This window comes from Acinetobacter sp. LCT-H3 (genome assembly GCF_001866125.1).
Lineage (GTDB): Bacteria > Pseudomonadota > Gammaproteobacteria > Pseudomonadales > Moraxellaceae > Acinetobacter > Acinetobacter schindleri.
This window is the reverse complement of record NZ_MODX01000013.1, coordinates 33,587-52,134: the sequence shown is the minus strand read 5'-3', so window position 1 is coordinate 52,134 and position 18,548 is coordinate 33,587. Positions and strand designations below refer to the sequence as shown.

Genomic DNA, 18,548 nt, shown 5'->3' with positions numbered 1-18,548 from the left:
CTTCCCTCATAATACCCATATATAAATCCACCGTTTTTTAGATTTCAATGGGAGATCACGACTATCCCCACGCGAAGAAATCTGCTCATTTTCAAATTTTTGTAATTATAGAAGTCTTTTCCTATGAAAATCGTCATTCTAAATAAACCTTATGACGTCCTCTCCCAGTTTCGTAAAGACGAAGCACACATGACGATGTCTGATTTCGTAGATGATCCTACACTGCGTCTGGCAGGTCGTCTCGATATGGACTCGGAAGGCTTGGTATTCCTCACCGATCATGGTGGTTTAAACCAGTTCATTACCAATCCTGCCAATAAAAAATTCAAGACTTACCTGGTTCAGGTTGAAGGCGACGTGACTGAAGAAGCACTTGAGCAGTTACGTAAAGGTGTAGAGCTGAAGGATGGTATGACCTTACCTGCAAAAGCAATCAAGGTTCAGCAACCTGAATGGTTATGGGATCGCGATCCTCCGGTTCGTTACCGTGCTTCTGTACCAACGTCATGGGTAGAAATTTCGATTTGTGAAGGCCGTAACCGTCAGGTACGTCGTATGACTGCTGCCGTAGGTTTCCCGACTTTACGTTTGATCCGTACCAAAATCGGTTCTATTGATCTGGTTCAATTGGGTCTACAACCGGGTGAAACCAAAGAAATTGAACCTTTGCTTTACCCTGACTTCAAAGATGTACCCGCAGAAGCGCCATACCGTTCACGTTCTTACGTGAAAAAACCAGGTGGTACGGGTGGCAAACCACTCAATAAAAAAGTGAATAAAGACGGTACCAAGAAGAAAACCGGTACTCCACGTGTTTGGCAACTGGAAGAAGGTGAAAAACCACGTCGTAAGACCAATGGTACGACACGTCCAAATACCAAAGCACCACGTGGTCACGGACGCGGTCGTGGATAATATTTAAATGAATCAATGAAAGCTCACGAAAGTGGGCTTTTTTTATTACATAACTTTAATATTTTTTATTTTTCAGTCTTTTAGAATAATTATAAGTATTCATTTTGTGATGGGTCTCATGAAAAAAATTATTTTTGCTTTAGCTGCGACTTCCCTTTCAACTTTTGGCTTTGCCAATCCACTCAGTGTGCATGTGCTAAATCAGGAAACTGGCCTGCCTTCTGCCAATATCACGGTAACTTTAGAAGCCCAGCAAGGTGAGAAATGGGTCAAACTCAATGAAGCCAAAACCGATAATAATGGCCGGATTAAAGAATTCTATCCTAAAGAGACTGCGCTACAAAAAGGTATTTATAAGGTGACTTTTAAAACGGGCGATTGGTTTAAGGCAAATAATCAACGCACCTTTTTCCCAGAAATTCCGGTTGTGTTTGTGATTGATGGTACTTTGGAGCATTACCATATTCCACTGTTGTTAAGTTCTTATGGATATTCAACGTATCGGGGGAATTAATGAAAGCTATATTCAAAATCTCTTGATTTTATTATATTTTTAATGCATTTTTACCTTCTAGATTATATTACTAGATATTAAAATGTTATCAAAAGAATTCTACTCTTTTTTAAGATTTATACTTTCTACACATGTTTTTATATTTTTAACAGCAGCTTTCATTTTTATAAATATTTTATATTTATGGTTTGGAGGCTGGCTTTCGAGTATTAATAATAACTATGAAGATCTTAGCTTTATCACATCTCTTTTAAGTTCTGCTGCAACGGTATTTGCTGCTGTTACTGCAGCAATCTTAGTGCTTAATTGGAAACATCAGCATAACTTAACCTTGATTTCAAAATTAGTAACAGAAATATGGGATTTACATACTCAGCTAACATCGCAAATTTATAAACTCACATATACGTTTACGGTCAATACGAAAGAAAAAGATTACAATCTCATTTATGCTGAACTCATTCAACTAGCTGTACCTTTGAGGACAAAATCTCAACAATTACAAATCTTACTAGAATCCCGTATTGATAATGATTCTTGGGATGATCTTCAAAACTATATAAATTATCTAGAGTTTTTTTATCCTTGGTCTACAATTGATTTTTTAGAATATAGAGATAATCAATCAGAATTTATGAACGAATTTAAACATGCAAATGCATCCATTTTAAAAACTTGCAGTAAGTACATCTCTATTCAATAAAAAAACCCATACCTAAGTATGGGTTTTACATGGTTTATTTAAACTATGCAAATTACGCTTTCAACCACTTTTCAGCTTTAGCTTGATCTTCAATTTTAAGTTCGACTTCAGTCAATGCAGAACCAGCTGCTTGAATATCAAAGGCCATTAACTCATCACGACGGAATGCATGAACAGTATAGGTTCCTTCCTGCTTCGCATATTTCTCAGCAAGCTTTGTCGTCGCTTTCAAGCCATCAATTGCAATGATCACATCATTAGCTGACAGGCCTGCTTTCGCAGCAGCACTGTCACGACGAGCCGATTGAATAAATACACCTTCAGGCTTATCTACCAACTTCAAACCAAATGGCAGAGACTTGTCATTTTTCAGGGTATAGCTTACACCGAACTCAGGGAATAACTGATCCAGTGGTAATTCTTCTGTGGTATTGATCAAATGGTTAATCTGTTCTAACCAGTTATCACCAGTCAATTCTTCACATAACCCGAAGATAGTACGCTCATTAACTTGAATGCCATTTTGCGCATTTTCATACAGCTTACGCATCAACGCATCCAGGCTTGAACCACGTAGACGCAAGCCTAAGTCTAAGCAAAGTGCTACTAAACAACCTTTGTTGTAATAGCTGGTGCCAGCATTATTCGAGTTTTCATCCTGACGATAGAATTTCACCCAGGCATCAAAGCTTGATTCAGACACACTTTGAATAAAGCGACCTGGGTTTTGCAAATAACGGTCAATCTGTGCTTTCAGTAAAGCAATATATGATTCCTGGTTAATCACACCACTACGTAGCAGAATCAGGTCATCATAATAAGAAGTAAATCCTTCAAAGATCCAAAGTAAAGAGGTGTAGCCTTCTTTGTTTAAATCGTAATTCACAAAGTTTTCAGGGCGAATAAATTTCACTAACCAAGAGTGGAAATATTCATGGCTACATAAACCTAAGAAACGCTGATAATCCTTCGATGGCTCTTCCGGCTCGTTGGCTTTCGGCAGATCGTCACGTGGTGTAATCAGACTGGTTGAGTTTGGATGTTCCAGACCGCCATAACTGTTGCCTGTTGCCATGGTCATAAAGGTATAGTTACTAAATGGCGCCGAACCAAACATAGAAATTTCGGTACTACAGATCTTTTCCAGATCCTGCTGCATGCGTTCAGCATTCATCTCATGTTTGCCAGAAACCACGAACTCATGCGGAATACCATTGGCTTCAAAGCTAAAACGGGTCTGTTCTGCTAGTTCAAATGGTGAATCGATCAGCTCGGCATAATTTTCTGCTTTAAGCGTATAGCGGCCTTTGACCAGGCTCTTGGATGCCATACCGGTTGCTAACTGGAAGTGTTTCAGTTCATCTGGCAGGAAGATTTCAACTTCAATCGCTTTATTTTCTTGTCCTTCCAGCCCCAGACAAGCACAGGCCGGGTTCACATATAGACGTGTTTCATCGACATACGCACCCCGTACGGACAGATCATAGGCATAGACATCATATTCAACCGTGATCAGTTCATGGTCGGTATTAAACAGGCGCCATTTATTCTTTTCAAATTTCTGGATTTTCAGCTGGCGTCCTGCTTCATCAAAGGCTTTCACTCCTTCAATGTGCTTGGAAAATTCACGAATCAGGTAACTGCCCGGAATCCACGTTGGCAAAGACAACACCTGTATAGGGTCTGCTAAAAAGCGAACAGTCACGTGAACAAGATGCTGACGATAATCGTCAAATTCGATTTGATAATGCAACATAATGGGCGATTCAAAAGAAATTAGAATGTGTTAAGTCTAAGCTTAACATTTTTTTCCAATACATTGCGGAAGTGTCTTAAATGTCTACAATGAGTACTAGCCATGACAAAAAAAAAGGCTTAGCATGCCTAAAATTTTTTTGCTCGCCAACGGACTGGTCGAATAAGGAACCCCCTTGAAATTTATCGCCTCACTGATTGCGACATTGTGCTTTTTTATGTCCGCAATCTCGCATGCTGCCCTACTGAATATTAATCCTGAAAGTGTTGAGGCAGAAGCCTGGACTATTCTGGATAGCCAGACCGGTCAGACTATTGCTTCACATAATGAAGACCTGCAACGTGCTCCGGCTTCCCTGACCAAAATGATGGTAGCTTATATCACGCTCAAGGAAATTCAGGCCGGAAAATTAGATAAAAATGAAGTAATAACTGCAACGTCTGTAGTGAATATGGTGATGTGGGATGAATCCCAGATGTATCTGAAAGAAGGTGATCAGATTTCAGTAGATCAGTTATTAGCAGGCTTAATTGTAATGTCTGCCAATGATGCCGCAGTGACGTTGGCGGAAAAAATTTCTGGAAGCGTACCCAAATTTGTGGAGCGTATGAATCAGGAAGCCAAAGCACTGGGCATGCAGCAGACCAACTTCCAGAATCCAGCTGGTATCACCATGCCTGAGCACTATTCTACAGCAGCCGACCTGGCCAAACTGTCTCAGGCTTTGGTCAATGAAACGCCAAACTATCTGCTCTATTCCAAGCAACACAGCTTCAGTTATAACCAGCATTTTCACCGTGCCACCAATCTATTGCTAAAAATAGACCCAACAGTAGACGGCTTGAAAACTGGTTTTACCCGTGCTGCAGGTTATAACCTGGCTGCAACTGCGATCCGTCCAAGCATGGACATGAGTTTATCTAACCGTCGTTTAATCGTCGTGGTGATGGGGAGCAAAAGTGCGGTAAAACGTGCGGAAGTCGCTCATAAGCTAATGAACCTGGCCTATACCTATACCCGCAATGAGGTAGCACTCAAGGACAAGCAAGTGCTGGCTGAACTGCCTGTGGTTCAATCCACCCTGAAAATGTTTAAGGTAGCGACCAAAAAACCTGAATTAATTACTACTTCACTCTATGATCAGAGCTATAGCATTGACCTGAACCAGTTTGATCAAAGTACTCAACGCGTGATGTTAGATACAGGGAATGGTACTCTACAAAGCATTGAGCCATTACGTGAAACTCAGACCCACTTAAACATTGAAGTGAATGAGACCCAATTGACCGCGCCACTGGCAAAAGTCATGCAATTGGCAACGGTAAACGTCTATCAGAATAATCAGTTGATTCGTACCATCCTGATTGAAGATCAGGTCGATATTGAAGAAGCGAATTTCTTTGAAAAGTTCCTGCAATGGTTATTTGGCCTATTCTCCAGTACGAATGCAGACGTTATATTGTATCCGATTGGCAAATAAAATCTGAGACAGACAAAGGATGGCAATTATATTAATTAGCCGTCCTTTTTTTATTGCCTGCATTTATTTTTAATTTTACCAATAGCAACCTCTATAAAAGACATTATTAATTTATATCCTTGAATTGCTACAATTTGTAAGCTGTATAACAATTCTTATCAAGACCTTATTTTAAGCCTGTCATAGTATGTTTTCTTTCTATTTCATTAAAAAAATAAATAGGTTAACAAGGTATGACAGCCCATAAAATTGTGATTGTAGGTGGTGGTGCAGGTGGTCTGGAACTGGCTACCCAGTTAGGACAAAGCTTAGGCAGAAATGGTAAGGCCCAGATTACCCTGATCGACCAGAAGCTGACCCATATCTGGAAACCTCTTCTTCACGAAATTGCAGCGGGAACACTCAATCCACATGAAGAAGAAACCAATTATTTTGCCCATGCCGCAGCAAATCATTATGAATTTGTTCTGGGCACGTTTAAAAATATTGACCGTGAAACCAAACAGATTCTGGTTGAAACCGAATACTTTTCTAAAAAAGTCCAACCTACCAAGAATAGAAACATTGACTATGACACCTTGGTGCTTGCTTTAGGCTCCACTTCAAATGACTTTAATACTGAAGGTGTCAAACAGTTCTGTCATTTCCTCGACAGCCGCGAACAGGCGGATATTTTCCAGCAAGACCTGCTGCATCTTTACTTAAATGCCCAGAATAAAGCAGATAGCCGTGAACTGAAAATTGCTATTATCGGTGCAGGTGCTACAGGCGTTGAACTGGCAGCAGAACTGGTTTCTGCCAAGAATAATTTTCATAAATATGGTCTAAACAAGATCGATCCGAATAAGGTCAAAATTACCCTGATTGAAGCTGCAGATCGTATTCTTCCTGCCCTGTCTTCCAAAGTTGCTGAGCACACGATGAAGCAGCTGAAACAGCTAGGTATTGAAGTACTGACTCAACATCGTGTGGCTAAAGTCGATGAAGAGCATATTTATTTTGCAGATGGTTCAAGTCTGGAAGCAGAAGTAAAAGTCTGGGCAGCCGGGATCAAGGCGCCTGAGGTACTCACGCAACTTGAGGGACTGGAAAGAGACAATATTCATCGCCTTAAAGTTTATGCGACATTGCAGACGACCGCAGATCCGAATATTTTTGCCTTTGGGGATTGTGCACATTGCAAGCCTAGAGCTGATGAACCCGTCTTGGGACCACGTGCACAGGTTGCAAGCCAGCAGGCCAGTTTCCTTGTCAATTCTTTACGATTACGTGCGAATGGTCAGACACAGTTACCGATGTTTGTCTTCTCGGATAAAGGTTCTCTGGTGTCCTTAAGTGAAAATAAAGCCGTAGGTGAATTACTCGGTCAGGTCAATGTACAGGGCTTTGTCGCCAAGTCGATGTATGTTTCATTATATCGGCTGCATCAGGCCACGATCTTGGGCTATACTCAGGCTGGGGTAATGACGGTAAAAGACTTCGTTACAAGAAAAATCTCGCCGAAGATAAAATTGCATTGAAATTTACAGATGCGCCCCCATCAATGAAAAAATCAGCATTTATATAGGGAAATTGCATTTTTTTTGCTAATTTTAGTCTACAAAAACTCAATTTCACTTTATGATGTATCTCTTAAAAAATTTGATTGGATCAATATCATGACTGCAGTTGCAAATGACCTCGTGGTTTCTTTCCACTACACATTGACTAACGCAGAGGGTGAAACTCTCGATAAATCTCAAGGTGAACCACTTGCATATTTGCATGGTGCAGGCAACATCATTCCTGGCCTTGAAAATGCACTACTTGGTAAAACTGTAGGCGACAAATTCACTGTAACTGTTCCAGCAGCTGAAGGCTATGGCGAATACAACCCAGAACTAGTACAAGAAGTTCCTGCGAAAATGTTCCAGGGTGTGGACAACATCCAACCTGGTATGCAATTCCAGGCGCAAACTGATGACGGCGTTCAAATCGTAACTGTTAAAGCAGTTGAAGGCGAAAACGTTGTTGTTGATGCGAACTTCCCACTTGCTGGCCAAGACCTGACTTTCGACGTTGAAATCGTGGAAATCCGTGAAGCTTCTCAAGAAGAACTTGACCATGGTCACGTACATGGTGCAGGCGGTCACCACCACTAAGATCGATTGATCTGAAGTGCAAAAGGCAAAGTGAAAACTTTGCCTTTTTTTGTTGCCTATATATTTTATTCAGGCATAAAAAAGCAGAGCCTCTGCCCTGCTTTTTTATAATTCAAGCAATGATTATTTACGTTGGTTATAAATCTGCATTGCGGCTGGCAGATTTTGACGCATTGCGGCAATACGCTGACTGCTTGATGGGTGAGTCGATAAGAACGCGACACCACTACTGGTTTGCTTACTCATTTTTTCCCAAAGAGTAATTGCAGCATTCGGGTTATAACCTGCACGAGCCATCAACATTAAGCCACCTTGGTCAGCACGGCTTTCCAAGTTACGTGAGTATGGTAGACCAATACCAATCTGGCTACCCAGCTGTGCAGCTGCTGCACCACCCTGACCCACACCTGCTGCACTCAGGCCAATACCTAAAGCCAAGTCAGTCAATGCCTGAGCACCAATCTTCTGTTTAGAATGCTCTTCTAGCGCATGCACCATTTCATGACCCATAATTGCTGCAATTTCAGCATCGGTTAAGTTCAATTTATTGACGATACCCGTATAGAACACCACCTTACCACCTGGGGCAACATAAGCATTGACCTGATCGCTCTTCAGTACAGCCAGCTGCCAGTCAAATCGGGTGCCTGTCTGGTTCAGCTGGTCTGCATAAGGACGCAATTTGTTAAATACAGTGTTGATGCGCTTATAAGTAGCAGAAGACGTATCCAGTGTATTGGCAGCACGTGCTTCCTGAACGGTCTTGTTAAAGCCTTGTGTCGCTACAGCGTTTAAGGTTGATGTATCCGCGCCTGCTATATCAGCGACAGTGGTACAACCTGATAAAGTGACGACTGTAGCCGCACACATGCTGAACAAAAATTTATTTTTCATTATAGATTCTCCACCCCAGTTTCAAGGCACAATACTTGATAAAAATTATAATTGAAACATCGCCATACCTGAAACGTGTAATTACTTCATCTTTTTAGCATTTATGTAATATTTCAGGTGATGAATTGTATGCCAAGCCAATAAATTAGACAAAGTACATTTAAAACCAGATAAAACTGGCTCAAAGGTTGGATCTTCAACTCCAGACTTTCACTTTTGCGCTTGGCAAACAGGATCGCGTTCTGGATCAGGATCACTGGCACCAATATGCAGGCAATAATGACACTTAAGCCTACCAGCGCATTATAGATAATTTCAGGATTATTGGTTTGAGCACGAATAATCAGCATGGCAATGGTGGGAGCCCCGCCCATGGCAAATAGCAACGAATAGAACATGGTTGCCGAGATATTTTTTTGCATCCTGCAAGCTCTTATATTTTCTTTAATATTTATTCTAACAAGCACAGCAGCATTACACATCACTCTGTGATGCAACTTTAGTCGTGCGCCAGTATTCCTTACTCGATACGTTATAAAAAAACCCTGTGAAATTCACAGGGTTTTTCTCATTTTTCAGCTTAAAGAATTAAGCATCAAACGGATGACGAAGGACAATTGTTTCTTCACGGTCTGGACCAGTTGAAATGATGTCGATTGGACATTCAATCAATTGCTCAAGACGTTTCACATAGTTAATTGCAGCTTGTGGCAATTGATCTAGTGATTTGGCACCGAAAGTAGACTCAGACCAGCCTGGCATCGTTTCGTAGATCGGTTTTAAAGTTTCGAATGCAAGTGCATCAGAAGAACCTACACAGCCAGAATCAGCAGCTTCATAACCTACACAGATTTTTACTTCTTCTAAACCGTCAAGAACGTCAAGTTTAGTCAGACAAATACCTGAAAGTGAGTTTACTTCTACTGAACGGCGCAGGATTTCAGCATCGAACCAGCCACAACGACGTTGACGGCCAGTAGACGCACCAAATTCTGAACCTACAGTACCTAAGTGTTTACCGATTGCATCGCCAACATCATTTGCAGCATCGTACACAAGTTCAGTTGGGAATGGACCAGCACCTACACGTGTTGTGTATGCTTTGGTAATACCCAATACATAATCAAGGTGTAATGGACCAAGACCTGAACCTGAGCTTACACCGCCCGCAGTCGTATTTGAAGAAGTCACGTACGGATATGTCCCGTGGTCAACGTCAAGAAGTGAACCTTGCGCACCTTCAAACATGATGTTATCACCGTTTTTACGGTATTTATGCAACTCACCTGTTACGTCTATAATAAGCGGCGCAACCACTTCACGCCATTGGTCGCAAAGTGCAAGTACTTCTTCAAGCTTAACTGCTTCTACGCCGTAGAATTGAGTTAACTGGAAGTTATGGTATTCAAGAAGCTCAGTTAACTGCGCTTTAAGATGTTCACCACCACGTACCAGATCAGCAACACGGATTGCACGACGAGCCACTTTATCTTCATAAGCTGGGCCAATACCGCGACCAGTCGTACCAATTTTCGCATTACCACGTTTGATTTCACGTGCTTGATCAAGCGCAATGTGGTTTGGAAGAATCAAAGGACAGTTTGGAGAAATACGCAGACGCTCTTTAACAGGCACGCCTTCTTTTTCAAGAATATCCATCTCTTTGATGAGCGCTTCAGGTGAAAGAACCACACCGTTACCAATTAAGCACAGTACGTTTTCACGTAAAATACCTGATGGAATGAGGTGAAGAACTGTCTTTTTACCACCAACTACAAGAGTATGGCCTGCGTTGTGACCGCCTTGATAACGTACAACTGCTGCCGCTTGATCTGTGAGCAGGTCGACGATTTTACCTTTACCTTCGTCGCCCCATTGGGTACCAAGTACCACAACATTCTTGCCCATAATAGCCTCATTACATCATGCTGTTAAAGTTGAAAAGCCTGGCCCAGCGACATGAATACTGAGCCTGACCATTAAATTGTTTTGACTGTCCACTCACCGTCATCATTCACCAGCTGGTGAGTTGCATACGGCACCGAGTTTAAACCATCATTACCTAATAACTGAATTACACTTAAGCCTTGTGCACGTGTTCCCTGAATCGCATCAAGCAAAGCAGCATCATTACCTTTAGGCGCAACAATAATCTGTGCAGTTTCAAATTTGCCTGCACTTAAACTATACAAGTCACAAGAGAAACCGGTTGCAGGACGGGCACGACCAAAGTGTTGACCAATACCGTCATAACGGCCACCTTGTGCCAGTGGTGCAGCACGGTTTGGTGCATACACGGCATACATCAGGCCAGTGTGGTAATGGTAAGAACGCAATTCAACCACATCGACACCAATTTCCAGATTCGGCCAGCGTGCCTGAATTTCCTGTTGAGTAGTGATCAATGCATCCAGTGCCTGTTTAAAGTCTGGATTCGCCAGCACTTCAGCACTCAATTGTGTTTGTAATGCATTCAAGTCACTTGCATAGCGACCCAATACGTAGAAATCATGACCCTGATTTAGTGTCGCAGTAAACTCTTGCAGTTCTGGCAATGCTTTACGCTGATACAGGTCAGACAATTGACGTTCAGCTGCCTTACTTAAGCCCGCTTGAGCTACAAGACTACGGAACAGACCGACATGACCCAAGTCAAGGTGAATACCATCTGCCAGACCAGATTCCTGAATCAGACTCACCATCAGGTCAATCATTTCTACATCGGCATCAATACTGTCTGAACCGAATAATTCTGCACCCAGCTGCAGCGGTGCACGCGTGGTGTTAAAACCCTGTGGCTTGGTATGAAGTACAGTACCTGCATAGCAATAACGTGCTACACCTTCCACTGGATGTACATGCGCATCGATACGAGCCACTTGTGGTGTCATATCGGCACGCACACCAAGCAAACGGCCAGAAAGCTGGTCGATCACTTTAAAAGTGGCTAAGTCTAAATCCTGATTCGATTCTGAGAGAGAAGATAGAGATTCAATGTATTCAATGAATGGCGTGTACACCAGCTGATAACCTCGAGATGCGAGGAAATCCAGTGATTTACGACGCAAATGCTCAATGACTTGCGCTTGTTCTGGTAATACATCAGCTACACCATCAGGTAATAACCATGTCTCTGAAATGGGCATGTTGTAAACCTAAATTCTTGTCAGCGCGGAACAAATCCGCATAAAAAAATCGGGAGCACACCCGATTTCTCCTAGTCTAGCACGATCATTTAGGCTGTGCATCGCAATTTTTATAATTTTCTCTGACTGATCAAATGACTAACATTGATAATGAAAATCCGGCGGTGAAGACTTGGGCCAAGTCAATTAAAAAGATATCAAAAGCTAAAGTATCAACATGATTTTAAAAATTTTATTCCTTAAAAAAACTTTAAGGTTTTATCTTGAACTCTATACTTTCCAAAATAACCAGCAAATACTTCAGAAAAATTCATTTCGTTATTAGATTAAATTTAGCCTACATCTATATGTAATACATCAGGTTTCGGCATGCTGCCTACCATTATGATGAGGGTAATTTCGGCAGGAGTTTCACGCAGCCCGCTCTTTTAGACTGCTTAATCAGAAAACCATTTTCGAAGATTATTGTTTTGGTTCAACCACTTTTGCCAGCAGATGCACTAGCTCGGCATTCTGTAATTCGACCTGTTTTAGTTTGGTCGTGGTCTGGTCCAGTACTTCTTGCTGTACATGCATCTTTTTAGCCAGATCCTGCATAATCTCTAAGGTCTTTTTTAGATTATCTTCCAGATTCGCGACCTTTTGCTCGACCGCAACACCCTCCAATTCAGGACCAGTTTCAACCTGATTGAACTGCAGCCAGATCAGGAAAATCACCGCCAGTGTCAGGAGTGTAATAAAGCCCCACATTAATAACATTGCTTTTGCTCTTCTAGTTGGTCGCCTGAGTTTTATCATAATCAAAAAAACAGGCGATATTGTAACGATTTTATCGGAATGCCAGCACCAGATATCGACTGGCAAATTAGATTAATTTTCTTTATACATCAATATACTTGAGAATAAAATTTACTTAAGCCATAGATTAGAGCGCTTTATGCATTAAAGGAATGACATAAATCTAGTAACCGGTTGGCATAACCCCATTCATTGTCATACCAGGCAAATACTTTGGCCTGCTTGCCTACGACTATGGTCTGGGTCATATCCACAATCAATGAATATGGTGAATGATTAAAATCGGAAGAGACTAAAGGTTCATCCGTGATCGACATGATTTCAGTATAGTCCTGAGCCGCTGCTTTGATTAGGACGTCATTCAGCTGATGATCGGTAATATTGGCTTGAGTTACAAAAGTTAAATCAATCGCTGCCACATTAATGGTCGGTACACGAATCGAATAACCATCAATCCGGTTTTCCATTTTCGGCATGACCTGCTTGAGTGCGCCTAAAGCAGATGACGTCGTCGGAATAATATTTTGCCCTGAAGCTCGGGCACGACGTAAGTCACGATGCGCATGGTCTAGGACTGATTGATCCGCAGTGACCGCATGAATTTCAGTCATTAGCGCGGTATCAATACCGAAAGCATCATCTATGATTTTAACCAGCGGCACTAATGCCTGCGTGGTACAAGATACGCTAGAAATGATCTGGTCACTGTTTTTCACATCACGATGGTTCACCCCATAAACAATCGCAGCATCTACACTGTCAAACGGCGCTGCACCAATAATCACACGTTTGGCACCGGCAGTAATATGCTGTGTCGCTGCTTCACGGGAACGGAACAGACCGGTACATTCCAGTACCACATCAACATTCTGTTCTTGCCATGGCATCTGAGCAGGGCTGGCTTGACGCAGGACTTCGACTTTTAAACTGGCATCCTGATAAGACGCATGCAGATAAACACGTTCTTGTTCATAGCTGAGATCGACCTGCCCTGGAAAGCGACCATGAGTGGTGTCGTATTTGAACAGATGCAGTAAAGTTTCCACATCGGCAATGTCATTAATAGCAACGATGTCAAAATTAAAATCTTTCGGATTTTCAAACCATGCACGTAACACATTGCGTCCGATTCGCCCAAAACCATTAATTGCGATACGTTGCATCGACATTCCCTTAAGCAGCATAAAACTTTGAGTGCCCTATATTAATGGAATTATACAGCTGACTGATAACTATTCAGCCAAATCCTTTAAAATTTACACAGCATGTCCAATATTTCACCGAATAATTTATGTTTTATAATCGTGAATATTCTCTTTAATCCTGACAGATTTTAAATAAATTGCTGTTCTGACAATAGCTTTTGATTTTGCAGATCATTTTCCAGAATTTACCAATATTCATTCCTTAGAGTTTTATGATCTATAAATATGAAAATCATTGGTCGAACAGGCATTTTCCGTTATAATTTGGCGTTTTTAAAAATTTAAGCCCCGCATTGCAGCAAAGAACCAACCTTCTTGTCAGACTGCGCTGCTTTTGCCCAATCAGAAATTATGGAGTGACTTGGTTGTGAGTACTCGTTTTATGACATCAGCTGAAATTCGCGAAGCTTTTTTAAGCTACTTTGAATCGCAAGGGCATACACGTGTCGCGTCGAGTTCTCTGGTTCCTGCCAATGACCCAACATTATTGTTTACCAATGCTGGTATGAACCAGTTTAAAGACTGCTTCTTAGGTCTAGAAAAACGCGATTATGTCCGTGCAACATCTTCACAAAAATGCGTACGCGCAGGCGGTAAGCACAACGACTTAGATAACGTTGGCTACACAGCGCGTCACCACACATTCTTTGAAATGTTGGGTAACTTCTCGTTTGGTGACTACTTTAAACGTGATGCGATTAAATTTGCTTGGGATTTCTTAACTTCTGAGCAATGGTTAGGTCTTCCTAAAGACAAACTTTATGCCACGGTTTACCACACCGATGACGAAGCTTTTGACATCTGGAACAAAGAAATCGGTCTGGATGCATCTCGCATTATCCGTATTGGTGATAACAAAGGCGGTCAATACGCATCAGATAACTTCTGGGCAATGGGCGATACAGGTCCTTGTGGTCCATGTTCTGAAATTTTCTATGACCATGGCGATCACATTTGGGGCGGCCTACCGGGCACTCCTGAAGAAGATGGCGACCGTTTCATTGAAATTTGGAACAACGTTTTCATGCAGTTCAACCGTACTGCAGATGGCGTACTCCACCCTCTTCCTGCGCCTTCTGTTGATACAGGTATGGGCTTAGAGCGTATTTCGGCAGTTCTACAACACGTCAACTCAAACTACGAAATCGACCTATTCCAACATTTGTTAAAAGCAGCTGCGGAAATCATTGGTTTAGATACAGCTGAACTTGAAGCGAAAGCACAAGCTGAAGGCAAGCCAGTTGAATACCCTGCATCACTTAAAGTGGTTGCTGACCATGCACGTTCATGTTCATTCCTCATCGCTGATGGCGTAAATCCATCAAACGAAGGTCGTGGTTATGTCCTACGTCGTATCATCCGCCGTGCAGTTCGTCACGGTAACAAATTGGGTGCGACAGGTTCATTCTTCCACAAAATGTTGAGGCCTTTGATTGAAGTGATGGGTGCTGCCTACCCTGAACTTGAAGCACAACAAGTTCGTATCGAAGCGCAACTTCTGAAAGAAGAAGAGCAATTTGCAAAAACACTTGAGCAAGGTTTGAAATTGCTTGAAGGTGAATTAGCTCAACTGAAAGGTTCCGTGATTCCAGGTGAAGTTGTATTCAAACTTTACGATACGTATGGCTTCCCAACTGACCTTACAGCGGACATCGCACGTGAACGTGATTTAACGATTGATGAAGCTGGTTTTGAAACTGAAATGGCTGCTCAGCGTCAACGTGCACGTGATGCCGGTAAATTCGCGATCGACTACAACTCTGTTGTGAAAGTTGAAGGTGAAACTCAATTTGACGGCTACGATGCAACTGCGGGTGAAGGTCAAATCATCGCAATCTATAAAGATGGCGAGCAAGTCGATGAAGTGGTTGAAGGCGATGAAGCATTAATCGTACTGAATCAAACACCTTTCTATGCAGAAAGCGGTGGTCAGATCGGCGATACAGGTATCTTTAAAAACGATACCGGTATTTTCGAAGTTCAAGATACCAAGAAATCTGGCGGTGCGTTCGTTCACCAAGGTATCGTGACCATGGGTAACCTGAAAGTTACTCAAAATGTAGAAGCGACTGTAAAAGCAGACATCCGTGCTGCAACTGCACGTAACCACTCTGCAACGCATCTTCTACATGCTGCGCTTCGTCAAATTTTAGGTTCACACGTACAGCAAAAAGGCTCATTGGTTGCGTCTGAAGTATTACGTTTCGACTTTGCCAATGATCAGCCTGTGACTTTCGAACAGTTGCAAGAAATTGAACGTCTTGTGAATGCTGAAGTGATTGCCAATACGCCTGTTACGACTGAACTGCTCGACATCGAATCTGCAAAAGCCAAAGGTGCGATGATGCTGTTCGGTGAGAAATACGGTGAAGAAGTTCGCGTACTGTCTATGGGTTCAGTGATTGAAGAGAAAAACTTCTCAATCGAACTATGTGGTGGTATTCACGTAAAACGTACAGGTGACATCGGTCTGTTCAAAATCACTTCTGAAGGTGGTGTCGCAGCAGGTGTACGTCGTATTGAAGCCGTAACCGGTACTAAAGCGGTTGAAGCCATACAGAAAGTCGATCGTGATGTTCAATATATCAATGGTTTGTTAAAAGCACAGAACCATCAAACAGTCGAAAAAGTTGAAGCTGTGGTGGACACTGCGCATCAATTGCAAAAACAGATTGAACAGCTGAATCAAAAATTGGCAAGCCTACAAGCCGGTGAACTTTTAAGTCAGGTTCAAGAGCTTGCTGGTCGTCAAACACTGATCACGACCGTTCAAGGCATGGATGCAAAAGCACTTCGCAACTTGCACGATGGTGTGAAATCTAAATTAGAAAATGCAGTGATTGTTCTTGCAGGTGTAGAGGGTGACAAGGTTAGCTTGATCGCATCTGTGGCGAAAGACTTTACTGCTTCTATTAAAGCGGGTGACATCATCAAACACTTGGTAACTGAGCTTGGTGGTAAAGGTGGTGGTAAACCTGACTTGGCACAAGGTGGCGCGCCACTTAACGAGAAGTTTGCAACAGTGATGGCTGATCTAGCAGCTTGGCTTGAAGCAAAATAAAAACTTCATTTTGTGTAACTGACCCTGATTGGAACATCAGGGTCATGGTTTGAATGGAACAACTATGGCATTAATCGTTCAAAAATATGGCGGTACCTCAATGGGTACTCCCGAGCGCATTTTAAATGTTGCTCGTCGTGTGAAGCGCTGGCATGACCACGGCCACAAGGTGGTGGTTGTTGTATCAGCGATGAGTGGTGAAACCAACCGCTTACTTGCTTTAGCGAAAGCCATTACCGAAACCCCTGACCCGCGTGAACTTGACCAAATGGTTTCTACCGGTGAACAGGTAACGATTTCGATGTTAGCAATGGCATTGAACTCGATCGGTGTTGAAGCTAAATCTTTGACTGGTCGCCAAGTTGGGATTAAAACCGACAGCGCTTTCACCAAGGCTCGTATTGAATCGATTGATACCGATGTTTTGACTGAAAACCTAGATGCTGGCCGTGTCATTGTGGTGGCAGGTTTCCAAGGCTTTGATGCCAATGGCAACACAACGACTCTAGGTCGTGGTGGTTCAGATACTTCTGGTGTTGCACTTGCCGCTGCATTAAAAGCTGATGAATGCCAAATTTACACAGATGTAGATGGTGTTTATACAACTGATCCGCGTGTTGCACCAAAAGCGAAAAAAGTTGACCGTATTTCGTTTGAAGAAATGCTGGAAATGGCATCCCTTGGTTCTAAAGTCCTTCAGATTCGTTCAGTTGAGTTTGCAGGTAAATACCAAGTGCCATTACGTGTACTTTCAAGCTTCGACAACGACAACGATGGCGCATTTGATGAAGACTTCAAAAACAACGTCGGAACCCTTATCACTACTGAATTGGAAGACAACATGGAACAGCCAATTATCTCTGGTATCGCGTTTAACCGTGACGAAGCTAAACTGACTATTCTGGGTGTTCCAGACGAACCAGGTATTGCCTCTAAAATTTTAAAACCAATTGGTGATGCCAATATCGAAGTCGATATGATCATCCAAAACGTTGAAGAAGATGGCACCACCGACTTCACGTTCACAGTCAACCGTGGCGAGCTTGCAAAAGCGAAAAAAATCCTTGAAGAAACCGCTCAAGCGATTGGCGCACGTGAAGTTGCAACTCGTGATGACATCGTAAAAGTGTCGATCGTAGGTGTCGGTATGCGTTCTCACGCTGGTGTAGCGAGCAAAATGTTCACTGCCCTTGCTGATGAAGGCATCAACATCCTGATGATCTCGACTTCTGAAATTAAAATTTCAGTGATCATTGAAGAAAACTACCTGGAACTTGCGGTACGTTCACTTCACACTGCATTTGGCTTGGACCGTGAGTCTGGCGAATCAAGCGCACGTGCTTAATGATTGATTTGTAATTTATTGTCGTTGTCTGACATTATTTTGCAAAACTTCATAAAAAATCAGAGCCACTATAGTTTTTTTTATAGTGGCTCTGTTATATTAAGGGCGAGGATTTATAGAAAATTTAAATAGATGATAATCCCAACCAAGATGGTGCGTGGTGATCTGTTCGATTTTCTCTTGTGATTTCAAGTTGTATTTCAACATACATTCTAAATTGAATGCACGTTTAGCGTTTTGCAAGGAGATAAACATGCTGATTCTGACTCGCCGTGTCGGAGAAACTTTGATGATTGGAGACCAAGTCAGCGTGACTGTGCTTGGCGTAAAGGGCAACCAGGTACGTATTGGGGTGAATGCGCCAAAGGAAGTTTCTGTCCACCGTGAAGAAATTTACCAGCGTATTCAGCATGAACGTGCAATGCATGAGCATCTTCAACATATTGACCAGGACTATCAGCCTTCATTTGAAGATGATACCTCTTCTCAGAATAACTTTAATCGTTAATTTCTGCGAAAAATAATAAAGCGGCTCTAGGCCGCTTTTATTTTTTTCTACACTTTTACCGCACTTCACTTAGACATTCTAT

General features: G+C 42.2%; 16 protein-coding genes. 9 read left to right on the top strand and 7 right to left on the bottom strand.

The window, feature by feature from the left end; translation table 11 throughout:
* The first annotated feature begins 123 nt into the window (after positions 1 to 123).
* From BK820_RS08665 to BK820_RS08655, 3 genes are all read left to right on the top strand, one after another.
* Positions 124 to 915 carry a pseudouridine synthase gene (locus BK820_RS08665; RefSeq protein WP_071320664.1) on the top strand — a complete coding sequence of 264 codons (792 nt, stop codon included), beginning with the start codon at positions 124 to 126 and terminating at the stop codon, positions 913 to 915.
* 118 nt (positions 916 to 1,033) lie between these two features.
* Positions 1,034 to 1,429 (top strand): hydroxyisourate hydrolase, encoded by a 396-nt coding sequence (gene uraH, locus BK820_RS08660; protein WP_034425031.1) that lies wholly within the window; start codon positions 1,034 to 1,036, stop codon positions 1,427 to 1,429.
* Between the two features lie 82 nt (positions 1,430 to 1,511).
* Positions 1,512 to 2,132, top strand: a complete 621-nt coding sequence (locus BK820_RS08655) for a hypothetical protein (protein WP_071320663.1) — start codon at positions 1,512 to 1,514, stop codon at positions 2,130 to 2,132.
* A 52-nt stretch (positions 2,133 to 2,184) separates the two neighbouring features.
* Here BK820_RS08655 and BK820_RS08650 read toward each other — a convergent pair whose 3' ends face one another.
* Positions 2,185 to 3,888, bottom strand: coding sequence for a M61 family metallopeptidase (locus BK820_RS08650; RefSeq protein WP_071320662.1), 1,704 nt, complete (start codon positions 3,886 to 3,888; stop codon positions 2,185 to 2,187).
* A gap of 175 nt (positions 3,889 to 4,063) precedes the next feature.
* Here BK820_RS08650 and BK820_RS08645 point away from each other — a divergent pair, with 175 nt between their 5' ends.
* From BK820_RS08645 to slyD, 3 genes are all read left to right on the top strand, one after another.
* On the top strand, positions 4,064 to 5,368 hold the full coding sequence (locus BK820_RS08645; protein WP_071320661.1) for a D-alanyl-D-alanine carboxypeptidase PBP6B: 1,305 nt from the start codon (positions 4,064 to 4,066) through the stop codon (positions 5,366 to 5,368).
* A 233-nt stretch (positions 5,369 to 5,601) separates the two neighbouring features.
* Entirely contained in the window at positions 5,602 to 6,888 is a 1,287-nt protein-coding gene (locus BK820_RS08640; protein ID WP_071320660.1) for an NAD(P)/FAD-dependent oxidoreductase, read from the top strand.
* A 138-nt stretch (positions 6,889 to 7,026) separates the two neighbouring features.
* A complete protein-coding gene (gene slyD, locus BK820_RS08635) occupies positions 7,027 to 7,509 on the top strand; it encodes a peptidylprolyl isomerase (protein ID WP_004892585.1) in 483 nt (160 codons plus the stop codon).
* A gap of 123 nt (positions 7,510 to 7,632) precedes the next feature.
* On the opposite strand, the gene BK820_RS08630 is transcribed toward slyD, so the two are convergent.
* The 6 genes from BK820_RS08630 to BK820_RS08605 form a co-directional block, all read right to left on the bottom strand.
* Positions 7,633 to 8,403, bottom strand: a complete 771-nt coding sequence (locus BK820_RS08630) for a M48 family metallopeptidase (RefSeq protein WP_071320659.1) — start codon at positions 8,401 to 8,403, stop codon at positions 7,633 to 7,635.
* Positions 8,404 to 8,516: 113 nt separating this feature from the next.
* Entirely contained in the window at positions 8,517 to 8,825 is a 309-nt protein-coding gene (locus BK820_RS08625) for a hypothetical protein (RefSeq protein WP_071320658.1), read from the bottom strand.
* 166 nt (positions 8,826 to 8,991) lie between these two features.
* On the bottom strand, positions 8,992 to 10,311 hold the full coding sequence (locus BK820_RS08620) for an adenylosuccinate synthase (protein WP_071320657.1): 1,320 nt from the start codon (positions 10,309 to 10,311) through the stop codon (positions 8,992 to 8,994).
* Between the two features lie 71 nt (positions 10,312 to 10,382).
* Positions 10,383 to 11,549, bottom strand: coding sequence for an ATP phosphoribosyltransferase regulatory subunit (locus BK820_RS08615; RefSeq protein WP_071320656.1), 1,167 nt, complete (start codon positions 11,547 to 11,549; stop codon positions 10,383 to 10,385).
* 462 nt (positions 11,550 to 12,011) lie between these two features.
* Positions 12,012 to 12,308, bottom strand: a complete 297-nt coding sequence (locus BK820_RS08610) for a hypothetical protein (RefSeq protein ID WP_004892573.1) — start codon at positions 12,306 to 12,308, stop codon at positions 12,012 to 12,014.
* A gap of 176 nt (positions 12,309 to 12,484) precedes the next feature.
* Positions 12,485 to 13,510 (bottom strand): type I glyceraldehyde-3-phosphate dehydrogenase, encoded by a 1,026-nt coding sequence (locus BK820_RS08605; RefSeq protein ID WP_071320655.1) that lies wholly within the window; start codon positions 13,508 to 13,510, stop codon positions 12,485 to 12,487.
* 409 nt (positions 13,511 to 13,919) lie between these two features.
* On the opposite strand from BK820_RS08605, the gene alaS reads away from it, so the two are divergent.
* The 3 genes from alaS to csrA all read left to right on the top strand — a co-directional run bounded on the left by alaS (position 13,920) and on the right by csrA (position 18,466).
* Positions 13,920 to 16,613, top strand: coding sequence for an alanine--tRNA ligase (gene alaS, locus BK820_RS08600; RefSeq protein ID WP_171260605.1), 2,694 nt, complete (start codon positions 13,920 to 13,922; stop codon positions 16,611 to 16,613).
* Positions 16,614 to 16,677: 64 nt separating this feature from the next.
* Positions 16,678 to 17,958, top strand: a complete 1,281-nt coding sequence (locus tag BK820_RS08595; protein WP_048881035.1) for an aspartate kinase — start codon at positions 16,678 to 16,680, stop codon at positions 17,956 to 17,958.
* Between the two features lie 253 nt (positions 17,959 to 18,211).
* Complete coding sequence (gene csrA / locus BK820_RS08590; RefSeq protein ID WP_004892562.1) at positions 18,212 to 18,466, top strand: carbon storage regulator CsrA; 255 nt, start codon at positions 18,212 to 18,214, stop codon at positions 18,464 to 18,466.
* The last annotated feature ends 82 nt before the right edge of the window (positions 18,467 to 18,548 follow it).